Below are 21139 nucleotides of genomic sequence, written 5' to 3'. Positions count from 1 at the left end.
AGGCCCGGAGGACTCGTCCTCCGGGCCTTCGTCGTTCCCCGGGGCACGTGCGCTCCGGAGCGCGGGCGTCCGGTCCGGACGGCGGGCGTCCGCTCCGGGCCACGGTCCTGCCACGGGGCGGTAACAGCACCCCGGGACAAGATCGACCTGTTGGGGCCGACGATCATACTGAGTGCAAAGACAACTCCTTTGGATGCGGACCGTCGCACCGAGTTAGGACACACTCATGCTGTCGAAGCGCCTTGCCAGCACCACCGCGATCGGCCTGCTGCTCGTGGCCGGGGCGACCGCCTGCGGCGACAACGACAAGCCCGTCGCCACCGACAAGGCCGCTGCCGGAAAGACCGCCGCCGCGCCGGGGCTGGACACCGAGAAGCTCACCGCCGAGGAGATCCAGAAGCAGGCCAAGGACGCCCTGGCCGGCGCCACCTCGGTCAAGGTCGTGGGCACCGTCAACAAGGACGCCGACCAGGTCTCCGTCGACCTCGCGGTGGACACCAAGGGCCAGTGCAAGGGCACCCTGAGCCTGCCGGGGACGGGCAAGTTCGAGCTCCTCGGCGACGGCAAGCAGGTCTACCTGAAGCCCGACGCCGCGTTCCTGAACAGCGCCACCGAGGGGAAGAACCCCCAGGCCGTCGAGCTCCTCAAGGGCCGCTGGATCGGCGGCGCGCAGGACGACCCGGACATGAAGGAGCTCACCACCGCCTGCAACCTGAAGGAGCTCACCAAGACCTTCGGCGCCGGCGACGACAGCAAGGCCACCAACATCACCAAGGGCTCGGCCGGCACCGTCAACGGCGCGAAGACCTTCAGCGTCAAGTCGCAGAACAGCTCCGGCGGCGAGGTCACCCTGCACGTCGCCACCGAGGGCAAGCCGTACCCGCTGCGGATCGAGAAGAGCGGCAAGGGCGGCGGCCAGATGGACTTCACCGACATCGACAAGGCGCTGACCGTCCAGGCCCCGCCGGCCGACCAGGTGATCGACTACGCGCTGTTCAAGGACAAGGTGCAGGCGGCCTGATCCGGCCGCGATAAATCCGTTGCCCTCCCTCCGGGGCGCTGCCTAGAGTGGCGGCACACTGAAAGGAGGTGATCCTGAGTTGAGTAACTACGCAACTGCGCACGTGAGCGCGTCTGACTCGCTCGGGCGCGCCTCCGCTGAGGTTACGGCCTAGTCGTAGCCCAGCGGACGGGAACGCGCAGAAGTTGTCGTGCCCCCGGGACCCCCTCAAATCGAGGCCCCGGGGGTTCGGCATGTCGGGGCCCGCCCGCCCGTGGGGGACGTGGTGACGGCCGGGCCGGTCTGGGTCAGCCTCGGACGGGAACCGGGTTCTTCGAATGGTCCAGCCACACCGTGTGGCCGTTCGGGGTCACGGTGAGTCCGAAGCGGTCGAAGTCGGGACGGCCCTGGTCGTCCCACCAGCGCCAGGCGGCCTCCACCTCGTCCCAGAGGTTGCGGGGGCCGGACTGGTACACCTCGTACTCCGTGCGGTCCCGCTCGTAGTCGGCGGAGGCCCACGACCGGGTGTCCCGGCTGTAGAGCCACAGCGTGTACGCGCCGTTGTCGTAGCGCTCCGCCCGCCAGAACGTCCCGGGCACGGCCGCCCCGATGACGAACTGCTCGAACCACCCACCTGTGTCCGGAGGGGCTAGCGTGGTGGTGCTTCTCGCGGCGTCGGCAGGCCATTCCCGGCCACGTAGGTAGTCCTCGAAGGGCGGCCGGTCGGTGCGCTGCTGGCGCAGCCGCATGAACGCCGAGCTTCGGGTGAACGTGCCGTGCGCGCTGGTCCCGTCGTCGTTCACGGTCAGCCGGACGATCTGCTCTCCGCCGTACTCGGTGCCGAACGGGGCGACGATGATCCCGCTGGGGGCCGTCTGCTCCAGCCAAGCCGCAGGGATCTCCAGCAGGGAGCACGTGGCGATGATCCGGCTGTAGGGAGCGCCCTTGGCCCACCCCGACCGCCCGTCTCCCTCGATCACGGTCGGCTCAAGTCCGGCCCGGTCCAGGTTCGACCGAGCGCCACGGGAAACGTTCGGGTCGTACTCGACGGTCACCACGTTGGCGTCGCCCTGGCGGTGAGCCAGCAGGCCGGCGTTCCAACCCGTCCCGGTCCCGACCTCCAGCACCGTGTCACCGGGGCGCACGTCGAGGTCTCGGAGCATCGAAAACACCATCGTGGGCATGGAGTTGGATGAACTCGGGGTCGTGCCCAGCCCGTCGCCCTCATGTTCTCCGTCGTCCCACTGCGTGGTCAGCGGGATGTCCGAGTAGACCGCCCTTCGCCACGCCTCGGGATCCTGCGACCGGTACACGACGGGGTTCTGTTTCGTGCCGTCCGCGATGCCCGGCCAGATGCGATCCGGGACGAACAGCTCGCGGGGCACGGCCTTGAAAGACGGGAGCCAGTCCGAGGAAAGCGCGCCGCTGGCCACCAGCACGGAGGCGAGCCCCTGGGGACCCGCCTCCTTGAGCGTCTCGCCGGTCACTTGCCGCCCGCCGGGCTCTGGCCGTCCGAGGTGTTGCCGCCCTCGTCGGACCCGCCGCCGCCGTGCCCGGAGCCCTTGTTGCTGTCGTCCTGCTGCTTGCCGCCGTCACCGGCGCCCGTGCCGCCGCCGCGCTTACCCATCTCAGTACCTCCGTGCCGTTTGACCCAACTGGCTTTTGCCTGCCGGGTTTTGCGACCCGTCCCGGCCATTCCTTCCCCAGGTGGCCGGGACGGGAGTTCTGTTGGGCGCGTCAGCGCCTCGGGTGGTTCGCCTCACGCACCCGGGCCAGCAGCACCGCCCGGCGCTGCCGGTCCTCCGGCGACAGGGTCACCTCGGTGTGCTCCTCCGGGCTGAGAACGGGCCGGGGCCCGGCGGGCCGCCTACGGGGCCACGGGTGGGTCCTCAGCCACTCGAAGGGGTCCACGGGTTCAACGTCCCCGGAGGGGGGCTGTACGGCCGCCTGGCGGTCGTCCTGGCGGTCACTCATCCGGGTCCGCCTCCGGGTTCGTGCACTCGCCGTCGTCGGCGTGCCGCTGCCGCCACCTGACCAGGTGCCGCGCAATGGTGGGGTTCGTGTCGGCCGGGTACTGCGCTTCGACCCCGTCGAAGTAGGCGCATTCAAGACAGGGGTTCTCCGGCGCACTGACAGCCGGGGCGGAAGCCGTGGGCAGCGTCATGCGGCCCCCTTGTCGGGGCACACATCGGCACCGCAGGTGCAGAACGGCCAGTCCTTGGGGATGCCTCGCCCCATGGCCTTGGCGGCGTACGCCGGGTCGTAGTCGGCCAGCGCATCGCCGACGGGAGCGCGCTGGCGCTGCTCGGCCCGGTACTCGGCGCGGGTCTTGGTCTTGCGAGTGTTGGTGCTCACCGCCATGGGGCCACTCCCTCGGACTGCTCAGAACCGATGAGCAACACGCTAGGGACCTAGGCGAGTTGGACTCTACAAAGTTGCATGAGATTGCACGGATTCACCCCAGTGCCTCAATCGCCGACGTGATCAACGCCCTTGCCTGGGACCCGTGGACTGCCAGCTCTGCCAGCCTCTCGAACGCGCGCCCGTACTCTGCAATCTCGCTGGGAGTCTTGACATTGACTCCTGCCGTGAGCAGTTCCACGGCGACGTGCTGATCATCGAAAATGTAGAACGCTTCCAGCGGCCAAATTCGGCGCGGTGCCGTAAACGGAATAATCCCGAGACTGACCCGAGGAAGCGCCATCACTGCGAGGAGATATCCCAGCTGGGCCGCCATAGCCTCGGAATCACCAATTCGATAGCGCAGGACGGTTTCTTCCATCAACAATGCGAATCGGTGATTTCCTTCGCGGATCACATGAGCCCTAGCCATGCGGGCCTCCACGGCCTCCGCCACATCATCCGGCGTGCCCTGAAATTCAGTGATGGAGGCCATCAGGGCAGTGGCGTATCCCGGCGTTTGAAGCATTCCCGGCACAACATTGGAAGCGTAAACGCGGAATTGGCGCGTGCGCTCCCAAAGGGGAACGACCTCTTCTTGCGCGCGGCGCATTCCATTGCGCTGCAACTTTTTCCACTGAACGTACATAGAGTCCGCAGTGCGATTTGCCGCAATAAGGTCATCCGCCTGCCCGGCAGCTCCGCACGCTTCACACCAGGAACGTATGTCAGCATCGGAGGGTGGGGTCTTCCCGTTCATAATCCGAGAGGACTTCGAGGGATGCCACCCACAGCGGATAGCCAGCTCCCGCCCCGTCAACCCTGCATCTAGGAGCAGTTCCCGCAGTCGGGCCGCCACGGCTTCACGGGCGTCTTGAGCACTAGATGATGGAGATGAAGGCATGAGCTAGCTATCCGATATGTTTGATGGGTCAGACTTTGTACTCGTCGTGCGGGATTCCCAAATCCCATACCGCCGTAAAGGCAGACGCGCACAGCTGGGCAACGTCCGGGACAGCGCTCAGCTCCTGTCCCGCCCAATCACCGTTTCCAGTGAAGTGGTTGAACAGAACGATTTTCTCGTCAAAGAGCCAGAAGTCGTTTCCGGGGAGCGCGATCCCGGACGCCAGCCGACGGGGAAGCCATCGAATCTCCTCGCCCGCCGCAATGTTCACGACCGTGCCGGCGTGCTCCCACCGGATGTAATCCGTAACCGGCTCCGAAACAATACGAGCGCGGCGAACCTTGACGCCCCGGGCTACCGTCTCAGAAATGACGGATACCCAGGGAGCCCAGTACGGCGACGTGGGATCAGAATCCCGCTTTCCGGAGGTCACCCAGCGGTCGAAGTCCTCGGACTCGTCGCCGACGCCGTATGCATCACGCATTTCTAGATGAACTGCGGAGTGCCTGGCCTCTTTCAGAAGCTCAAAGAAGTCCGGCTCGCTCTGCGGCATCGCACGCCTCCCTCAGAACAGGAATCATTCGCGCGGGGAACCTGATCACGTCCTCGTTCTCAGGGATTTCGGTAGCGTGCCCGGGTGCCGTATTCTGTTCACACTGTTCCTTCAAGGCCGGAGACGCCTTCCAGCCCAGGAACACGAGTTCCTTCTGCTCTGCGTCCACCCAGACAGTCGGTGATCCCTGCTGCTGCGTCTCGGGGTCGATCCCGATGAACTCTAGTGCCATCGTGCCCTCCGTGCTGTGCCGGTTGCATGGATGTGCACGACCATCACTCAAAGCGGCGATGTCGTCAAGGCAGCATGCAAGTTGATCATGCGTCAGGCACGGAGGCGCACGCCCGAAACAACGAAGGGCCCCCGTCCTGCCCAGCGAGGGGCGGAACGGGGGCACGGGCGCGCTCAGAGATCCGGGTAGGGCTTCCGGTGCCAGAGGCCCCGGGCGTCCTGCCAGAGTCCGGCCGTGGCCGGTGGGAGGCACCTCCGGGCGTTGTGCGGGCCGGTTCGGTGGGCGTCGCCTGCTCAGGTGCTGGCGAAGGTCTCGTGACAGGCCGGGCAGTGCTCGGCGCGCTGGCCGGTCCACTGCCGACCGCATGGCGGATGGACGAAGGGTGTTCGGATGGGCATCTCCAGTCTTCTTGCCACGGTAGGTACTTGGCGGGCCGTGGCGGGTTGGGTGGACCCGTTGGGCCCCGGCCGGCTGTCGGGTCGACCAGGGCCCCGGGTGGCGGCTCTGTAGGGGTTCTGGGCCTGGCGGGCCCCACGCGTGCGCGGGCGGGCGCGCAGGTGCACCCGCGCTGTGCATGCGCGGGTGGGCCGGACGGCGAATCAGGCGCCGGGCCAGGTCACAGCGGGTGACAGGCGGGCCCGGCCGGAACTCCCAGACCCGTAGAGAGGCCGATCCCTGCTATCGGCACCGATCCCTGAGAGAGACCAAGGGAGCCCTCCCCCACCCCTCCCCTGCTACGCAACGTAACCAGGGTGCTCGGGTGGCTTGCGCAGCCGTGAGTACCGGCCACCGGGCTTCCGGCCAGCAGCAGCGGCCAGGCCACCGTCACGGCCCGACTTCACCCCGTGGTGGTAGCCGCACAGCGCTTGCAGGTTGCTCGGGCTGTGGTCGTCGCCGGGGACCACGTGGTCACAGTCGGACGCCACCTCGGGGCAGCGCTGGCCCGTGTCCGCCCGCATCCACTCGCACTGCCAGCCAGCGCGCTGCATGACGCTGCGCCGCAGCGTGGCCCAGTTGCGCGGCAGGCGTGCCCGCCGGTCGCTGCCCTCCCATGCCTGGCCCACGGTCACCAGCCTCGGGAGCCGAACGGGGCCGACGGGATGGCCATCGGGTTGTGTTCCTCCGCCGGGTCGGCGTCGGGGCTCAGGCGGCCGGGCAGGCCGCCGGGATAGGTGGTCGAGTACTCCAGCCGGTCAGAGGCGATCCGGTCCAGCGCTCGCCGGTCGGTGTCCCACGTGATCCCGCCACGCGGGGCCATGATCCGCCACTGCCGCTCATTCGCTCCCCACGGCTGGGCAAGGTCGCCGTCCATGTCCTCAACTGCCGTTGCGTAGATGCTGAGTTGATCCATGAGGGCCGTAAGCCGGGCGGTCGTGGTCAGCGCTTCGGTGCGGGTCTTCTCGACTTCCTCGCAGATGGCCTGTCGCCAGTCAGCGCGAGTGGCGATGGCTGCGGCCTTCACCGCGTGAGCTGCTTCGACGGCCAGTTCGTACAGCGGTATCTGCTGCCGCTCGGCCTCGGCAAGCTTGTTCTCCAGGGGCCCCCGGTTCGTGGCCTTGGGGATCGGCTTGCCGTCGCGGATGGCGTCCTTGGCGGCCCTGGCGTCCTTCTCGTCCAGGCCCGCCAGCTCTGCGCGGAGCGCGCCCACCAGGTCGTTCACGGCGTCCCGGCGCTCCCGAGCGCTCTCCAGCTCGGCGAGGGCGGCCCGGACGGAATCCGGGGTCATCAGGTCAACGTAATGCGGGATGGCCATTTCGGCCTGGGTGCGGAGCATTTCAAGGCGCTTTGCACGCTGCTGCTCAGGCGTCAGGTTTTCAGGCAAGGGTGTGCTCCTCAGGCGTGATGACGGAATGCGTTGCGATGAATTCGCGATTTTCGGCAATGAGTGCGTCGGCACCGCTGATTACGTCGGCTCGCTGTGCAACCTTTGCGGCGGCCATGTCGGCGGCATGCTTAGCGGCTTCACGCTCGGCGCGTGCCGCATTTTCGGCGGCCTCTCGGGCCTCGGCCTCGGCGGCTTCCTGCTGCTCGGCGACATCCACCAAAAGGCGCTCGATTGCATCCGGGACGGCGCCGTACACCTGCTGGGCCTCGGCCCGGCTGGGCGAGACACCCAACAGGAAGTCTTCGGCCGGCACGCGGATTCCGTCCCCGGTTTCCTTTGGGGAAGCTTCCGCAGGGGACATTCCGTGCACCACACCGCTAGCGGTGAGAACAAGCGGAATGGCGTACGGGATCGAGTGCCCGCCGGTCTTCTCGGCGTACGTGAGCACGGGGTCTGACAGCCAGCCGATCACCGGCCGGAAAGCCAGCAAGGGACGGCCCTCGGCCGAGAAGGTGAGGACGCTCGCCATTGCCTCCATGGTGGGCAGGAAGTTGGCGTTTCGGTACTCGGTCATTCACAGTCCTTCGCCGTGTCGTCGGTGTCGTCCGGGTCGCACCAGAAGTGCCAGCCGAATTGGCCGTTTCCCTTTGAGCCCTCCGGGTTGAGCACTCGAATGGACGGGTCCGAGTTTTCGGGGATTCCACTGGTTCCGGTCATTGGTATTCAGCTTCCCAGTCGGCGAGCCATGATGTTGGCGGCGAGCTTTATCGGATCAATGTCCAGGTGCGAGGGCGGCTGATCGACTGCGCCGCCGGTCGGAACGAGTGACTTCGGGTGAGTGCGCAGATTGGCGGGCATGGACCGAATTGCCTCCATGAGGCGATCGGCGTCCGCCTTAATCTCGGCCTCGGTAGTCCCGCTCAGTCGGCCAGCCAGCGCCAGAGAAAGGCCGGACGACTTCGCCACCTTCTCGCGCATTGCGGTAAACTCCGGCAAGTTCACGTCCGGAAAGTCGGCCTTGGCGGAGCGACCTCCCTCCGATTCGACTTCCTCCACAGCATTGGCAATGGCCGAGTTCACGAGTTCCCTGCGATCCATCAGATATTCCTTTCGAGTTTCTGCATGCAAAAGCCCCGTCACGCTGGATGGCGGCGCAACAGGGCGGAATCAGTAGCTATTCAGATAGCGCGGCAGCGGCGGCCTTGCGCTGCCGGTACGCCTTCTGACTGTGGGCGTTCGAGCAGTACTTGCGGGCCCGGCCCGTGCCGTCCCATCCGGCGTTGTCCTCGCAGCCTTCCAAGGCGCACACGGCGTCCCAGCGCGCCGCCTCGGCATCCTCGTGCCGGGCCCTGGCCGTGTGTGCCTCACACCATGCTCCGAGGCCGTTGGCAGAGGCGGCAGCGTCCCCGCAGACATCACAAGGGCGTCCCAAGAGATCGGCGGTGGTTCGCCTCTCGGCCCGCTTGAGTGCCTGGCGACAGGCGTTCGAGCAGACGGCGCGCTGGCGGCCTCGCAGGGGCTTCCTGCACCGGCCACAGGCGATTCCGATAGTCAGCAGGAACGTCCTCCCGCGATGGTGTTGGGAAAGTGGCATGGTGGTGATACAGGTTTCCCCAGTACCCCTACAGAGCTATATGTGAGTACTGCTATAGATAGATACAGAAGTAGGTACAACACTTACTCTCTTTCCTAACGGGACCACTCTGCGGCCTGCCTCCGCTGTCACAGGTATTTATGCGGAGTGGTAAACGGATTCTGCCGCTCGCGCCGTCGGCCGACGTATGGCACCTGTAGGACCCCCACAGCGCGTACCAGCCAGCAGCCAAGCGAGAACAGGGCCCGCGCTGCTCGCCGGCCTGGCGGGGTCCTACAAAACGCACTGTGTCGGGCCTCACAGCAGCCCGTCCGACGCCACGGGCAGCGAGGAGGCACAGCCGCCCTGACAGGGGGTTGCGACGGGGAGCCCCTCCGGCGGGCGCTGCATGGTCCCGTGTAACGCTCTGCGGGCATGCGAAAGCCCCGTCCGGCCAGTGGGGGCCGAACGGGGCTCTCAGGAAGCTACGGGGTCAGTTGGAGATCAGTCTCAGCGTTCTCAGCTTCGGGTGCTGCTTCCTCGGGTTCCGGAGTCGGCAGCTTGGCCCACTCTGCGGTCACCCGCTCCGCCGGATTCGCGCCGCGCCCTCGCTTCTTTGACTTGGCGACCTTGAAGGAGGTGACGAAGAAGCTCAGGAACTCGCGCTTCTCCACCACTCCCCACTTGGCCCAGAGGCTCTTTTCACCGATCGGGTCGGCGTCGCCGTCCAAACCGGTCCAGGACGACGGGATGGTGATTGCCTTGGTGGTCTCGGCGTCGATTTCAGCCAGCCTCTTCTTACAACCCGCCTCATGTGCCTGGTACTTGGTGAGGGTGTCCTTGAACGCCTGCCGACCGATAGCCCCGTTGTACAAGCCCTCGGAGCGGTCGGTGTAGAGCTGAGTCATGGACTCCTGAACGTGTTCGAGCTGTGCGGCAGTCTCTGCGCGTTCCTCTTCGAGGCCGGTCACGTCCCGCTGGCGTGCGAAGCGGATCGCAGCGGCGGTTAGCCACTGCCGGTCCTCCTCATCCTCAAGGTCCGCGTTCTGGAGTCGGGCCCAGACCGAACGGGCCACGGCGTCGTCAGCCGCCTCTGCCCGGATGGTGAGGCCGTGGGAATTCAGACGGTTCGTCGGCCGGGGGCATGTGTATCGCGCCTGGCCATCTTCGTAGATCATGTTCGCGTTGCAGATGCCGCACCGAAGAACACCCCAGCCGCCCAGCAGCGTCCGGTCGTTCTCCGGGTTGCGGGGCCGGATACTCGCTCGGGAACGGCCCTTGAGAACGTCCTGGAGCTGGTACCACCTGATCGGCTCCATGAGCCCCTTGTGGGCTGCCATCGGAGCCCCGGTCTTGTCCCGCATGATCTCCCTGCGGCGGCGCTTCCCGTCCGGGTCCGTGACCCACTCAGCGGCGAAGCCACCAAGGGCGGGGTGGCGCAGCAAGGTGTTCAAGGTGCCCACATCCCAGAGCGGCGGGCAGTCAGGGTCAGCCGGTGTGATGTTGCTGCGTGACCGGCCGGACCGCTTCCGCCCGGCGGCCAGCGACAACGCTCCGGGGGACGGCTCACCCTTCTCGTTGAGGCTCTGCACGATGCCTGACACCGTCTCACCGTCCATGACGCGATCAACGATCTTGAGCACGGTCGGGGCCGTCTCGGGGTCCGGCACGAGCTGGGAGCGGACCAGCTTCCCTTCCTTGACCCGCTCGGTCTTCATGCCGAACGGCGGGCGGCCAGACACGTGGCCACCGATGGCCTTCAGCTCAGCCTTGGCCTCGGATATGTGCGCAGACTTCAACTCCGACTCCTGCTGAGCCAGCGCAGCGATGAGGGCGAACACCGCCACCCCGATGGGGTGCGTGGTGTCAAGGAACGGCTCCTCGACAGAGACCAGGCGCACGCCGTGCTGCATGAACACGTCGTTGATGCGCATGGCCTCCATGGCGCCCTGGCGGGTCAGCCGGGCCAGCGAGAAGACGACCACCACGTCTACTTCGCCCGCACGCACCGCCGCCATCATGGCGTCGAACCCGGCCCGTTCGGTGTCGGGATCCCATCCGGACTTACCGATGTCCTGGAAGACCCGACCGGTCTTCCAGCCCTTGCCATCAGCCAGGGCAGTGCCCCGGGCGATCTGGGATTCGGTGGAGGTCTCCGACTCGTCAACGCGCCGCTTCGACTGGCGGGCGTAGATCACTGCGCGAACGGACTCTAGTTCTGTCTGCCGGATGTTCCGGCTCACGTACGGGGTCATAGTGCGCAGCATCCTATGAACATGAGTTCCATCAGGATGTGTGAGGTGGCTGCTCGCTAGAGCCGCCCTTGCCTGCGCAAGGTGGGGCCAATGGTCCCCGGCCAGGCGAAATTCCCAGCAGTCACCCGGCCCGCGGGCTCACCGGTACATCCACGGTGCCTCGGCGGCCAGGCCCCTCGTGGGTCCGGCACCGAGGAGCAGCCCGCGGGCCGTCTGCGTTCCCGGACGGGTTTCCGGGACGGCCCGGAGGGCATCCCGACCAGTGGCTGGCCCCGGTGACGAGACAGCGCCTAGAGTCGGCGCGCGCTCCGCAGGGGCGGGGTGCGGGCACTGGGGGTGTGGGCGATGGCGACACGGCGGACCGGCGGTACGGCGGCGGTGCGGACGGCTCGGCGGGCCGCGGCGGGAGCGCTGCCGGGGGTGGGCCTGCTGGGGCTGGCGCTGTTCTCGCTGGGGCGGCCGCACCCGTGGCAGGCCCTGGGCGGCGGACTGGTGGTGGCCTGCGCGGCGGCCCTGGTCGGCGGGGCGCTGGGGTTCCTGTTCGGCGTGCCCCGGGTGCGCACCGGTGCGGCGGGCGCCGAACCGCACGGCTCCTACGTGCCCAACACCAACCTCGAACAGGTCTCGGACTGGCTCACCAAGGTGCTGCTGGGCGTCGGCCTGACCCAGCTCGGCTCGATCGGCGAGCGGCTCGACCAGCTCGGCTCGACCCTCTCCCCGGTGCTGGGCGGGGGCGCGGACGCCTCGCCGTTCGCCGCCGCGCTCGTCCTCTACTTCGTGCTGCTCGGTTTCCTGGCCGGCTGGCTGCTGACCCGGCTGGCGCTTCCCCGGGTGCTCTCGGACGCGGACCGGGCGCTGGACCTCTTCCTGGCCGGGCAGGACCGGGACCGCAAGGGCGACCGGGTCGGCGCGGACGACCTGCGGATGCGGGCGATGCAGCACCTGGGCCTGGTCGGCACCAGCACCGGCAAGCCCGACGACCTGCCCGGGTCGATGCTGCCGGCCGACCCCGCGGGCGGGTCGGAGGGACTGGTGGCGGAGGTCCGGTCGACGGCCCGGCGTTCGGCGCTGACGGCCGCCCAGGTGCGGGACCTGTTCGCGGACGGCTCGGAGGGTCGGCGGGTCCAGGCGCTGGCGCTGATGCAGGGCGATCCGGCGCTGGGCGACCTGCCGAGCGTGCTGGAGGCGATCGAGCACCCGCGTTCCGGGTTCGAGCAGTACCACGCGCTGCTGGCGGCCCGCGGGCTGCTGTCCCGGCTGCCGGCCGAGGAGACCGAGCGGCTGCGGGAGGCGGTGGCGGGCCGGCTGATGGCGCCGGACGGGATCCCCTACGGCTCGGACCGCAGCTGGCTGGCGGAGAAGATCCTCTCCCGGCTGGAGCCGGCGGTGTTCCTGCCGCAGCAGCAGGGCGGGCCGACGGCGGGCGGGGCGGACGCCCCTGCCGCGGGCGCCTCGGAGCCCCGGGGCTGACGGGGCCCGGGGCCGACGGGGTCGGGCCTCAGAGCGCGAAGCGGAGTTCGGGCCGGTCCCATCCGATCGGGGGCCGGGCCGGGAAGGTACCGACCCGCTCGGCACCCATCCGCAGGTAGAAGGCCTCGGCGGGCGGGTGCGAGACGACCTTGACGCCGCCGGTGAGACCGAGGGCGCGGGCCCGGTCGAGCATGTGGGTGATCAGCAGGCGACCTGTGCCGAGGCCCTGCGCCTCGTCGGCGACGAACATCAGGTCGAGGTCGGCCGGCTCGGTGACCAGCGCGTAGAAGCCGAGCAGGTGGTCGTCGGCGGCGCGCACGGCGAGGTGGACCTCGTGCCGGGCGAGGTACTCGGGTGTCACCCGGTACCCGGCGATCATCGGCGCGTACACCCCGCGGTAGGCGGAGCAGTGCTGGATCAGGGCGGTGAGCCGGTCGGCGTCCGTGGCCGCGGCCGGCATGATCAGGATCTCGGTCACAGGCCCTGAGTATAGGGGCGAAATGCCTTTTCAACCATTACCTGATGGCTGAGCCGACCGGCCGACCCGGCGCAGCACGAGCATCCGGCGCGGGCGGGCGCCCTCGGTGACCGGCGGGAGGATCCGGATCTCACTGGCGATCCGGCGTTCGCCGAGCAGGTGCCGGACGGTGTCGAGGTGGCCGGCCCGGCGGCCCGCGCCGTCGAACAGCGGATGGACCCGGACCTCGCCGGCGGGCGCGGTGACCCGGACCAGCTCGGTCAGCGCGGCCAGCTGCCGCTCGGGCCCGAAGAGCGCGGGATAGGCGAAGACCAGGTAGCCGCTCAGGGTGAGGGCGAAGGTGCCGTCCGCGAACGGGAGCCGGGGCAGCGCGGCGGCGACGTACTGCCCGGGGTGGGCCGCGCGGTCGGCCGCGAACAGCCGGCGGGCCCGGTCCCAGCTGCGCAGGTAGCGCTCGGGCGGGCGGTGGCGGCGGGGCGGGTAGAGCTCGGGACTGGCGTCCATCGCGGCGGCCATGGCCGCCCGGGCGGCCAGCGCGCGGGCGGCGATCTCGTCGGCGGGCCGGGCGTACACCGGGTCGGTGGCGATGACCCGGCAGCCGAGCGTGCGGGCCTCGGCGGCCAGGGCGGCGGCGCCGCCGGGGCAGTCGAGCAGCGGGCCCCGGAGGTCGGCGAGCGCGGCCCGGGTGAGGCCGAAGAGGCCGCAGTACTCGTCCAGCGGACGGGAGGTCACCAGGGCGGCGGCCGGGGCGGGGGAGGTTCGGTCGGCCATCGCGGCCATCCGAACACGGCCCGCCGGGGGCCGCATCCGCAGACGGCCGGCCGAAGGATCGGCCGGCCGGGGACGGAACGGGGAGCAGACGGGGGCGACGGGGGCGGGGCGGAACGGGGAGCAGACGGGGACGGGCGGTGCGAGCGGCTCGGCGGTTCAGCGGCCGAGCAGGCCCCGGGCCGCGAGCCGGCTGACGTTGGTCAGACCGCGCACCAGCTGCGGGGTGACGAAGAGGAACAGCAGGCCGACCAGGCAGACGCCCGCGATCTGCAGCGGCGACTCGATGTAGTAGACGTGGTGGCCGGAGCCGTTGGTGAAGTCGAAGAGCCGGTAGCCGGGCCAGTCCGTCCAGCGCGCGAACACCCAGTGGTAGGCGGGGTAGAGCGCGAGCGTCCAGCCGACGCAGAGGAAGACCAGCGACAGCGTCATGCTGAGGATCGCCCACGGGAACATCACCACCTGGTACAGCACGGCCTTCCAGCCGGCCGCGTCCGCCAGCCGGGCGGTGATGGCGCCCCAGAAGCCGGGGCGGGGCCGGACCGGGGCCGGACCGGGGACGTCCAGGGCCAGCAGGCCGCGGACCCGGGCCCGCTCCAGGCGGCCGAAGCCCCGGGCCGCGGTGGTCAGCGCGGCCAGGACCGGCAGGCCGAGCACCGTCACGAAGGTGCCGAGGCCCAGGGAGAACAGCGTGACGGCGGTGACGAAGCCGAGGATCGCCACCGGCAGACCGGTCAGCGTGTAGCCGACCTCCCGGTAGAAGTAGGAGCTGAACGGGGCCCGCCAGGCGTACGGCGGCTCCTCGGTGCGGCGGACGGCGCGGGGCCGGCGGTCGTCGGCGTCGTCCTCGGCGTACCCGGTGCGGCCGTCGTACGCGTCGTACTCGCTGCGCTGCGTGGTGTGGGTGCTCATGGCCGGGTCACGGTCCCTCGGGTCGGTCGCGGTTGGGGGCTCGTCGGGCGTCTCCCGCCGACCTCTGAAGCCTGTCAAAACGCGGGCCCGCCGGACATCCGGTTCCCCGGCGAACCGGGGGTGGGGTTATCCCCCCTGCACGGCGCTTCCGGCCGCCGGGTCGTCGGCGAGCAGGGCGTACTGCCGGGCGTCCCGCCAGCCGTCCGGGCCCCGGTAGTCGTGCCGGACCCGCCCCTCCAGCCGGAAGCCCGCCCGCTCCAGGACCCGGATCGAGGCGGCGTTGTCGACGTCCACCCGGGCCTCCAGCCGGTGCACGCCGAGCGGGCCGAAGGCGAAGTCGCGCAGCAGGGCGAGCAGCTCGCCCGCGTAGCCGGCGCCCCAGACGTCGCGGCGCAGCGCGTAGCCGATGGTGGCGGCGCGGTACGGCACGAGGCCGAGCGCGGCGTTGCCGATCGGGACGGCGCGGGCCGGGTCGTCGGTGTCGGCGCGGAGGGTGACCGCGAGCCGGTAGACGTCCCGGGGCTCCTTCTCGGCCTCCTCGACGAACTGGGCGACCTGGTCGGCGCAGGTCTCCAGGTCGCGCGGGGCGAACGGGAGGTAGCGGGTGGCCTCCGGGTCGCCGAACACGGCGTGCAGCGCGGCCACGTCCTCGGGGGTGTGGTGGAACTCGCGAACGGCAAGCCGGGGGCCGGTGAGTCGAACGGGGACCATGGCTCCCGACCCTACCCGCGACCAGCGGTTACGGTTCGTGGTTATGGAAGACGAAGACCTGCGGCTCGCCCCGCGCACCAAGGCCGCCGAGCTGCTCGCGTGGGCGGAGGCGGAGGGCCGCGAGCCGGTCGCCGAGAGCCCGCTGCGAACGGTGCTGGCGCTGTTGGAGCTGGGCGAGGGCAGGATGCACGACGGCTGGCCCGAACTCACCTCCGCCGCGGTGGAGCACCTGCTGTACGAGCGCCTGTACCTGTACGTCCAGCCGGAGCCGGGGCAGGACCCGCTGGCGTACGGCGCGGCGGTGCGGCTGCTGATCGACCACCGGCGGGCGGCGAAGCGGCTGAACGCCAAGCGGCAGGAGCGGCTGCACGCGGAGGCCGAGTGGCAGGGCGAGGTGGCGGCCGGACTGCTGCGCCGGGCGGACCTGGTGACCTGGCCCCGGCTGTACACGCTGCTGCTGCGCGCGGCCGGGGTGGACACCGCCGACGGAGAGGCGGTGCGGGCCTGGCTGGAGGGGTTCCGGGAGCTGCCGGAGGAGGAGCGGCTGGCGGCGTTCGCGGCGCTGGAGGCGGACGGTGTGCTGGACCCGGTGGACGACGGGGGCTGGGAGGCCGGCGGCCGGACGCTGGCGGTCGGGATGGCCACGGACGGCGCGCGGCGGCTGCTGGAGCAGGGGCTGATGCGGCGCAGCTACCGGAACCTGGCCGAGCTGACGGCGCTGGGCCGGCCGATGCCGGAGGAGCTGGCCGGGGACTTCGGGGCGTTCGAGGAGGCGGCGGCGATGGCGGCGCTGGAGCTGGCCGGGACCTGGACGGTGCCGGGGCTGCCGGAGCTGCTGGTGGCGGAGTTCCCGGAGCTGGCGCCGGAGCCGGGGCCGGCCGAGATCGACGCCTATCTGGCCGGGCTGGACGCGGCCTGGGCCGAGGAGGAGGCGGCCTGGGCCCAGGAGGAGGAGCCGGCGGACGGGGAGTGGCCGGCGGAGGCCGAGGAGCCGGCGGACGGCGACGAGCGGGCGCCGGAGCAGGCGTAGAACACGGCGAGGGGCCCCGGCCGGTGCGGCCGGGGCCCCTCGTCCTGCTCGGGGGAGGCGGGGTCAGGGGGTGACGCCGCGCTGCTCGAACCAGGTCTCCGGGTCGACCGGGGCGCCGCCGCCGGGGCGGACCTCGACGTGCAGGTGGGCGCCGGTGACGTTGCCGGTCGCGCCGACCTTGCCGATCTGCTGGCCGGGGAGGACCTTGCCGGAGCCCTTGATGATCGAGGAGAGGTGGCAGTACCAGATCTCGGTGCCGTCGGGCAGGGTCTCGACGATCCGGTAGCCGTAGGCGCCGGCCCAGCCGGCCGAGGTGATGGTGCCCTGGCCGACCGCGTAGACGGGTTCGCCCTGGTCGGCGGCGAAGTCGAGGCCGGTGTGCAGGTGCGCCCAGTAGCGCGCGCTCTGGCCGTAGTGGGCGGAGAGCCGGTAGTCGCGCACCGGCAGCTTGATGGCCGCGAGCTTGGCCTTCTCGGCCTCCTCGGCGGTACGCCTGGCCTGCTCCTGCTGGGCGACCTGGGCGGCGCGCTTGGCCTCGGCCTCCTGGGCGGCCTGGACCCGGGCGGTCTCCTCGGCGGCGGTGCGCTGGCTGTCGGCCTGCTGCTGGATCCGGGCCGCGAGCGCGAGGCCGGGGTCGGCGGAGAGCGCGACCGGGGTCTCGTCGGGGGTCTCCACGGCGGGCGCGGCGGCCGGGGTGGCGGAGGCGAAGCCGGTCGCGCCCAGGGTGGCGGCGACGGCGGTGACGCCGAGCAGCGGCGCGGTGCCGCGGGTCTGACGGGGCATCCGGTGCCGGCTGGTGTCGGCGGCCGGCGGGGCGCTCTCGTCGGCGGGGCCGCCGAAGGGGCCGTGGCCGGCGAACGGGCCCGGATGGTCGAGCAGCTGGGTGCCGGTGGAGGACCCGGACGGGTGTGCCTGGGTGTGCGTCGACGCCACGGAGGCGCGCTCCTTTCCTTCCTTCGCGCCTACCGGGTTAGCTGACGGGTTCGGAGCAGGAAGGTCTCCTACGGCTGAGCCTGGGCGGTGCCCTGACCCGGCCGATTCACCCCAAGGAACATGGTTCCCCGGCTCCCATGGCCTGCCCGGAGGGCCGGCCGGCGGGATTAGGCGACGGCGCACGGTGCCGTCTGGGTACGGCGTTGCGGACCGCGCTGCGTTATCAAACGTTAATCCGAGAGTCCCCCGATTCCAAGCCATCCGTTGGTGACGACCGGACATGGATCGGACGCTACGCGGCCCGATGGGCGATTTGTGACGTTTGATGACACCTGACACTACCGAACGTGAGAGGACGTCAACGAACGGGGTCCCATCTGAGTACGACTACTCATGTGCGGCCGGAGCCGCGCGGCCATTCTGGGCGCCATGAGCGCACCGATGCAGTCACGCACCACGGCCGCCTACTACATCCAGGCCGTCCTGTCCTTCGCCCTCTCCGGCGCCGCCCTCGGCTTCGGGATCGCCTTCCTCCCGGTCGAACCGTGGACCAGGGCCTTCCTCGCCGTCGGCCTGCTCTGGACGGTCACCTCGGCGTTCACCCTGGCCAAGGTGGTCCGGGACCGGCAGGAGACCACCGATCTCGTCACCAGGGTCGACCAGGCCCGGCTGGACAAGCTGCTGACCGAGCACGACCCGTTCAAGGTGGAGGGGGTCTGACCGGGCCGGGTACGGACCGCCGCTCGGGAGGGCTTGACGGCTAAGGCTATTAGCCTTAGCTTTATGGCTATCGGCACTCGCCGATGCCCCGCCCCGAGGAGGCTCCCATGAACGGCACCATCGCCCCCGCCACCCGCTACCTCGACCTCCCCGGTGGCCGGATCGCCTTCGACGACACCGGGCGCGGCGACGGCGCCCCGGTCGTCCTGCTCCCCGGGATGCTCGACAGCCGGGCCGCGTACCGGCACCTGCGCCCGCTGCTGACCGCCGCCGGCCGCCGGGTGATCACCATGGACCTGCGCGGCTTCGGCGAGTCCTCGATCCTCTGGGAGGACTACTCCCCCTCCGCCATCGCCGGCGACGTGCTCGCCCTGCTGGACCACCTGGGCGTCGAGCGGGCCGTGCTGGCGGGCAACTCCTACACCGGCGCCAGCGTGGTCAGAGCCGCCGGTGACGCCCCCGGGCGGGTCGCCGGGATCGTCCTGCTGGACGCCTTCGTCGAGAACGTGCCGCCCACCGCCCTGCAGCGGGCGATGGTCCGGGCGATGGGCGCGCTGCTGGTCCGCTCGCCCGCGTTCTGGGGGCTCTACCTGCGCAAGGCCGCCTTCCCCGGCCCCAAGCCCGCCGACCACGAGGAGTACGTGGCCGGACTGGTCTCCGCACTGCGCACCCCGGGCCGGCGGACCGCCACCCGCGGCTACGTGCACGGCGACGCCTCGCCCGTCGGCTGGACCTCGGCCGTGCGCTGCCCGGCGCTGGTGGTGATGGGCTCCAAGGACCCCGACTTCGGCGACCCGGAGCTGGTCGCCGACCGGCAGGCCGCCGCGCTCGGGGCGCGCAAGGTGATGGTCGAGGGCGCCGGGCACTACCCGATGGCCGACCACCCGGAGGCCACCGCCGAGGCCCTGCTGGGCTTCCTCGCCGAACTGGCCTGACGCCGCGCGCGCCGTCCACCCGTCACGCCCCGGCCGGCCGCCGCCGCCCCCGTCCGCCGACCCACCACGCCCCCCAGGAGAACCGCGATGCCCCGAGTCGGACTCACCCCCGAGCAGGTCGTCGACCACGCCCTCGCCGTCATCGACGAGCAGGGCCCCGAGTCCCTCACCCTGGCCGCCGTCGCCGCCCGCGCCAAGGTCGCCACCCCCTCGCTCTACAAGCACGTCAGCGGCGGACTGGCCGAACTGCGCCGGCTGATCGCCGTCCGGGTCACCGAGGAGCTGGCCGACCGCCTCGCCGAGGCGGCGCTCGGCCGGAGCGGGGACGAGGCGGTCGCCGCCGTCCTGCGGGCCTACCACGCGTACGCCACCGAGCGCCCGCACCGCTACGCCGCGCTGCCGCAGGCCCCGCGGCCGGACGAGGACCTGACGACCGCGGCCGCCCGGCTGGTCGGGGTGATCGTCGCGGTGCTCCGCGGGTACGGGCTGGAGGGCTCCGAGGCGATCCACGCGGCCCGCACCTTCCGCTCGCTGGCCCACGGCTTCGCCGCGCTGTCGTCGGCCGGCGCCTTCCAGCTCGCCGAGGACCTCGGGGAGACCCAGGAGCGGATGATCACCGTCATGACCGCCGGGCTGCGCGGCTGGCCCCGCTGAGCCCGGCCCGGCGCGGTGAAGGCGGGGGAAGGAACGCCGAAGGGCCCGGAGCGTGCTGCTCCGGGCCCTTCGGACTGGTGTGGGGCTAACAGGACTTGAACCTGTGGCCTCTTCCTTATCAGGGAAGCGCTCTAACCGTCTGAGCTATAGCCCCGCGCCGTTACGACCCGCCACCCCTGGGGCGGCACGTCGTACGGAGAAGGGTACCGGACCCGGCGGGGCCCCACGCACACCAGGCGGCCCGGCCACCCCGGAGCACGTCGTTCGACTCTCCCCTCACCCGATTAAGAAATAAGGTATTAAGAATTAACTGCCCCATAAGGCACCCGAGAGGCCGGCCATCCCCGTGGACCCGCGCAGCAGCCCCACCGCGCGCAGTGCCATGCGCTGCGTCCGCTTATTGCTGGGCTGCTCCGGCGCCGCCGACCTGCTCGGCACCGTCCTCGCCGAGGGGCCCAGCTGGATCACCGGCGAGGGCTCGGCCCTCTACCTGCTGGACTCCACCGGGATGCTCCGGCTCACGGCCTCCCACGGACTGCCCGACTGGGCCCACGAGCGCTACAGCGTGGTCGATCCGGCCGGGGACCTGCCCGCCGCGATGGCCCTGCGGCTGGGCCGCCCCTATCTGCTGAGCCCCGAACGCACCAGTACCGACTATCCGAACCGGAACGCCGGGATGGGCACCGGGATGGTCGCCGTCGCCACCCTGCCGATGGTCGTCGACACCCGGCCGCTCGGCGTCCTCGCGCTCGCGCTCGCGCACCGGGGAACCGTCCCCCGGCGCGACCTGGACGTGCTGGAGACCCTCGCGGACGCCTGCGGGCACCGGCTCGGGTACCTGCTGGAGCACGCCAGGGCCGGCACCGGAGCACTCGGCGGAGCGGACGGAGCCGCGGGCCGTCCGGGACACGAGGGGCGCTCGGACCGGGGTGCGGCGGACGGGGTGCGCCCCGGCCTGTGCACCGGCGCCGACGGTCCGGCCGCAGCGACGGCCCACTCGATGCTCTCGCTGGCCGTCCGGGCCTCCGGGCACGGGGCCTTCGAGCGCGACCTGGTCACCGGCGAGACCCTCTGGGACGCCCAGGCGCTGCGACTGGTCGGCCGGCCCGCGCCGGAGGGCGGCGGCACCTCCTCCGCGCCCGCCCTGGACCTCGTGGTCCATCCCGAGGACCTCCCGGACGTCCAGGCCGCGATGGCCGAGGCGCTCGCCACCGGCGGCCCGTACCGGATCCGCTACCGGGTACCGCGCCGGGGCGGCGGGGTGATCCGGATCGAGGAGACCGGCGAGGTGATGCTGGACGTGCACCGCCGCCCGGTGCGGATCGCCGGCCTGATCGCCGACCTCGACCACGGCCGGGCCCCGGGCGAACGCCCGCCCGGGGAGGGGCTGCCCGGCGGGCGGGCCCCCGGCCCCTCCGCCCCGGGCGCCCGGTCCGCCCCGTCCGGCTCGGGCGAGGAGCCCGCCGGCACCGCCGAGGGCGCCTCCTCCGCCGCCGGGGCCCGCTCGGCGCTGCTGCTGGCGCTCACCCGGGCGCTGTCCCGGGCAGTCACCGTCCGGGACGTCACCACGGCCGTCACCGACATCTGCCGGCCGGCCTTCGGAGCCGCCGGAATCGTGCTGGACCTGGTCGACGAGGGCCGGCTGCTCCCCGTCTCGCACACCGTCTACGGGGGCGAGCGGCGCACCGAGCTGACCCGGCTGGCCGACCTCTCGGAGGGCGTGATGCAGCGCGCCCTGGCCCGGTCGGCCCCGCTGTTCAGCGAGCCGGCCCGGCGCGGGCGCGGC

Annotated in this window: 24 protein-coding genes, 1 tRNA gene and 1 riboswitch; of the genes, 7 read left to right on the top strand and 18 right to left on the bottom strand. The window is 71.0% G+C overall.

The features are described from left to right. Positions 1 to 226 precede the first annotated feature (226 nt). Complete coding sequence (locus tag BI06_RS11000; protein WP_051740659.1) at positions 227 to 1021, top strand: hypothetical protein; 795 nt, start codon at positions 227 to 229, stop codon at positions 1019 to 1021. 287 nt (positions 1022 to 1308) lie between these two features. On the opposite strand, the gene BI06_RS10995 is transcribed toward BI06_RS11000, so the two are convergent. The 12 genes from BI06_RS10995 to BI06_RS10940 form a co-directional block, all read right to left on the bottom strand. Beyond that, positions 1309 to 2313 (bottom strand): methyltransferase domain-containing protein, encoded by a 1005-nt coding sequence (locus BI06_RS10995; protein ID WP_369826097.1) that lies wholly within the window; start codon positions 2311 to 2313, stop codon positions 1309 to 1311. A gap of 170 nt (positions 2314 to 2483) precedes the next feature. After that, entirely contained in the window at positions 2484 to 2627 is a 144-nt protein-coding gene (locus BI06_RS52335) for a hypothetical protein (protein ID WP_014137398.1), read from the bottom strand. A 110-nt stretch (positions 2628 to 2737) separates the two neighbouring features. Then, complete coding sequence (locus BI06_RS10990) at positions 2738 to 2974, bottom strand: hypothetical protein (RefSeq protein WP_043467260.1); 237 nt, start codon at positions 2972 to 2974, stop codon at positions 2738 to 2740. Then, the gene (locus BI06_RS10985; RefSeq protein ID WP_014137397.1) at positions 2967 to 3164 is read right to left on the bottom strand and encodes a hypothetical protein; all 198 of its coding nucleotides are present in this window, start codon (positions 3162 to 3164) and stop codon (positions 2967 to 2969) included. The genes BI06_RS10990 and BI06_RS10985 overlap by 8 nt, the downstream gene beginning before the upstream one ends. Beyond that, positions 3161 to 3355, bottom strand: a complete 195-nt coding sequence (locus BI06_RS10980) for a hypothetical protein (RefSeq protein WP_149030330.1) — start codon at positions 3353 to 3355, stop codon at positions 3161 to 3163. The genes BI06_RS10985 and BI06_RS10980 overlap by 4 nt, the downstream gene beginning before the upstream one ends. A gap of 100 nt (positions 3356 to 3455) precedes the next feature. Continuing rightward, positions 3456 to 4304 (bottom strand): helix-turn-helix transcriptional regulator, encoded by an 849-nt coding sequence (locus tag BI06_RS10975; protein WP_033260162.1) that lies wholly within the window; start codon positions 4302 to 4304, stop codon positions 3456 to 3458. 28 nt (positions 4305 to 4332) lie between these two features. Beyond that, complete coding sequence (locus BI06_RS10970; RefSeq protein ID WP_043467252.1) at positions 4333 to 4857, bottom strand: DUF6879 family protein; 525 nt, start codon at positions 4855 to 4857, stop codon at positions 4333 to 4335. Then, entirely contained in the window at positions 4829 to 5089 is a 261-nt protein-coding gene (locus tag BI06_RS10965; protein WP_043467249.1) for a hypothetical protein, read from the bottom strand. The genes BI06_RS10970 and BI06_RS10965 overlap by 29 nt, the downstream gene beginning before the upstream one ends. Positions 5090 to 6155: 1066 nt before the next feature. After that, positions 6156 to 6911: a hypothetical protein gene (locus tag BI06_RS10955; protein WP_149030329.1), complete on the bottom strand. Its 756-nt coding sequence runs from the start codon at positions 6909 to 6911 to the stop codon at positions 6156 to 6158. Further along, positions 6904 to 7488, bottom strand: a complete 585-nt coding sequence (locus BI06_RS10950; RefSeq protein WP_043467240.1) for a hypothetical protein — start codon at positions 7486 to 7488, stop codon at positions 6904 to 6906. Before BI06_RS10950 ends, BI06_RS10955 begins: the two co-directional genes overlap by 8 nt. Before the next feature lie 149 nt (positions 7489 to 7637). After that, entirely contained in the window at positions 7638 to 8012 is a 375-nt protein-coding gene (locus BI06_RS10945; protein ID WP_043467238.1) for a hypothetical protein, read from the bottom strand. A 960-nt stretch (positions 8013 to 8972) separates the two neighbouring features. Then, positions 8973 to 10742 (bottom strand): recombinase family protein, encoded by a 1770-nt coding sequence (locus BI06_RS10940; protein ID WP_158516414.1) that lies wholly within the window; start codon positions 10740 to 10742, stop codon positions 8973 to 8975. Between the two features lie 345 nt (positions 10743 to 11087). Here BI06_RS10940 and BI06_RS10935 point away from each other — a divergent pair, with 345 nt between their 5' ends. After that, positions 11088 to 12212 carry a hypothetical protein gene (locus tag BI06_RS10935; RefSeq protein ID WP_149030328.1) on the top strand — a complete coding sequence of 375 codons (1125 nt, stop codon included), beginning with the start codon at positions 11088 to 11090 and terminating at the stop codon, positions 12210 to 12212. A 28-nt stretch (positions 12213 to 12240) separates the two neighbouring features. On the opposite strand, the gene BI06_RS10930 is transcribed toward BI06_RS10935, so the two are convergent. The 4 genes from BI06_RS10930 to BI06_RS10915 all read right to left on the bottom strand — a co-directional run bounded on the left by BI06_RS10930 (position 12241) and on the right by BI06_RS10915 (position 15081). Continuing rightward, the gene (locus BI06_RS10930; protein WP_369826088.1) at positions 12241 to 12690 is read right to left on the bottom strand and encodes a GNAT family N-acetyltransferase; all 450 of its coding nucleotides are present in this window, start codon (positions 12688 to 12690) and stop codon (positions 12241 to 12243) included. Between the two features lie 30 nt (positions 12691 to 12720). Next, positions 12721 to 13461 (bottom strand): hypothetical protein, encoded by a 741-nt coding sequence (locus tag BI06_RS10925; RefSeq protein ID WP_149030327.1) that lies wholly within the window; start codon positions 13459 to 13461, stop codon positions 12721 to 12723. A gap of 156 nt (positions 13462 to 13617) precedes the next feature. Beyond that, positions 13618 to 14370, bottom strand: a complete 753-nt coding sequence (locus tag BI06_RS10920; RefSeq protein ID WP_107113309.1) for a sensor domain-containing protein — start codon at positions 14368 to 14370, stop codon at positions 13618 to 13620. A 126-nt stretch (positions 14371 to 14496) separates the two neighbouring features. Beyond that, positions 14497 to 15081: a GNAT family N-acetyltransferase gene (locus tag BI06_RS10915; RefSeq protein ID WP_043467236.1), complete on the bottom strand. Its 585-nt coding sequence runs from the start codon at positions 15079 to 15081 to the stop codon at positions 14497 to 14499. A gap of 43 nt (positions 15082 to 15124) precedes the next feature. On the opposite strand from BI06_RS10915, the gene BI06_RS47945 reads away from it, so the two are divergent. Then, positions 15125 to 16111, top strand: a complete 987-nt coding sequence (locus BI06_RS47945; RefSeq protein WP_030397840.1) for a hypothetical protein — start codon at positions 15125 to 15127, stop codon at positions 16109 to 16111. Between the two features lie 63 nt (positions 16112 to 16174). Here BI06_RS47945 and BI06_RS10905 read toward each other — a convergent pair whose 3' ends face one another. Continuing rightward, positions 16175 to 17044 carry a M23 family metallopeptidase gene (locus BI06_RS10905; RefSeq protein WP_051740652.1) on the bottom strand — a complete coding sequence of 290 codons (870 nt, stop codon included), beginning with the start codon at positions 17042 to 17044 and terminating at the stop codon, positions 16175 to 16177. Positions 17045 to 17056: 12 nt separating this feature from the next. Beyond that, positions 17057 to 17228: riboswitch (cyclic di-AMP (ydaO/yuaA leader) on the bottom strand. Between the two features lie 245 nt (positions 17229 to 17473). Here BI06_RS10905 and BI06_RS10900 point away from each other — a divergent pair. The 3 genes from BI06_RS10900 (at position 17474) to BI06_RS10890 (ending at position 19353) form a co-directional block, all read left to right on the top strand. Beyond that, entirely contained in the window at positions 17474 to 17764 is a 291-nt protein-coding gene (locus BI06_RS10900; RefSeq protein WP_030397838.1) for a YiaA/YiaB family inner membrane protein, read from the top strand. Positions 17765 to 17871: 107 nt separating this feature from the next. Continuing rightward, on the top strand, positions 17872 to 18699 hold the full coding sequence (locus BI06_RS10895; protein WP_043467235.1) for an alpha/beta fold hydrolase: 828 nt from the start codon (positions 17872 to 17874) through the stop codon (positions 18697 to 18699). Between the two features lie 87 nt (positions 18700 to 18786). Beyond that, positions 18787 to 19353, top strand: coding sequence for a TetR/AcrR family transcriptional regulator (locus tag BI06_RS10890; protein ID WP_043467233.1), 567 nt, complete (start codon positions 18787 to 18789; stop codon positions 19351 to 19353). An 80-nt stretch (positions 19354 to 19433) separates the two neighbouring features. Here the strand turns inward: BI06_RS10890 and BI06_RS10885 are convergent. Then, positions 19434 to 19507 (bottom strand) — tRNA-Ile (locus tag BI06_RS10885). Between the two features lie 246 nt (positions 19508 to 19753). Between BI06_RS10885 and BI06_RS54670 the strand changes: the two genes are divergently transcribed. Continuing rightward, on the top strand, positions 19754 to 21139 hold a 1386-nt coding region (locus BI06_RS54670), incomplete at its 3' end, for a GAF domain-containing protein (protein ID WP_043467231.1).

It is taken from the genome of Kitasatospora sp. MBT66, from assembly GCF_000710405.2.
Classification (GTDB): Bacteria; Actinomycetota; Actinomycetes; order Streptomycetales; family Streptomycetaceae; genus Kitasatospora; species Kitasatospora purpeofusca.
The sequence above is the reverse complement of the archived record's forward strand: the minus strand, read 5'-3'. Positions and strand labels throughout refer to the sequence as shown.

Bases quoted from the DNA above. Each gene is read 5' to 3' on its own strand.
- BI06_RS11000 (WP_051740659.1), top strand. From the start codon at position 227: ATGCTGTCGAAGCGCCTTGCCAGCACCACCGCGATCGGCCTGCTGCTC.
- BI06_RS52335 (WP_014137398.1), bottom strand. From the start codon at position 2,627: ATGGGTAAGCGCGGCGGCGGCACGGGCGCCGGTGACGGCGGCAAGCAG.
- BI06_RS10990 (WP_043467260.1), bottom strand. From the start codon at position 2,974: ATGAGTGACCGCCAGGACGACCGCCAGGCGGCCGTACAGCCCCCCTCC.
- BI06_RS10985 (WP_014137397.1), bottom strand. From the start codon at position 3,164: ATGACGCTGCCCACGGCTTCCGCCCCGGCTGTCAGTGCGCCGGAGAAC.
- BI06_RS10975 (WP_033260162.1), bottom strand. From the start codon at position 4,304: ATGCCTTCATCTCCATCATCTAGTGCTCAAGACGCCCGTGAAGCCGTG.
- BI06_RS10970 (WP_043467252.1), bottom strand. From the start codon at position 4,857: ATGCCGCAGAGCGAGCCGGACTTCTTTGAGCTTCTGAAAGAGGCCAGG.
- BI06_RS10965 (WP_043467249.1), bottom strand. From the start codon at position 5,089: ATGGCACTAGAGTTCATCGGGATCGACCCCGAGACGCAGCAGCAGGGA.
- BI06_RS10950 (WP_043467240.1), bottom strand. From the start codon at position 7,488: ATGACCGAGTACCGAAACGCCAACTTCCTGCCCACCATGGAGGCAATG.
- BI06_RS10945 (WP_043467238.1), bottom strand. From the start codon at position 8,012: ATGGATCGCAGGGAACTCGTGAACTCGGCCATTGCCAATGCTGTGGAG.
- BI06_RS10940 (WP_158516414.1), bottom strand. From the start codon at position 10,742: ATGACCCCGTACGTGAGCCGGAACATCCGGCAGACAGAACTAGAGTCC.
- BI06_RS10935 (WP_149030328.1), top strand. From the start codon at position 11,088: ATGGCGACACGGCGGACCGGCGGTACGGCGGCGGTGCGGACGGCTCGG.
- BI06_RS10925 (WP_149030327.1), bottom strand. From the start codon at position 13,461: ATGGCCGACCGAACCTCCCCCGCCCCGGCCGCCGCCCTGGTGACCTCC.
- BI06_RS10920 (WP_107113309.1), bottom strand. From the start codon at position 14,370: ATGAGCACCCACACCACGCAGCGCAGCGAGTACGACGCGTACGACGGC.
- BI06_RS10915 (WP_043467236.1), bottom strand. From the start codon at position 15,081: ATGGTCCCCGTTCGACTCACCGGCCCCCGGCTTGCCGTTCGCGAGTTC.
- BI06_RS47945 (WP_030397840.1), top strand. From the start codon at position 15,125: ATGGAAGACGAAGACCTGCGGCTCGCCCCGCGCACCAAGGCCGCCGAG.
- BI06_RS10900 (WP_030397838.1), top strand. From the start codon at position 17,474: ATGAGCGCACCGATGCAGTCACGCACCACGGCCGCCTACTACATCCAG.
- BI06_RS10895 (WP_043467235.1), top strand. From the start codon at position 17,872: ATGAACGGCACCATCGCCCCCGCCACCCGCTACCTCGACCTCCCCGGT.
- BI06_RS10890 (WP_043467233.1), top strand. From the start codon at position 18,787: ATGCCCCGAGTCGGACTCACCCCCGAGCAGGTCGTCGACCACGCCCTC.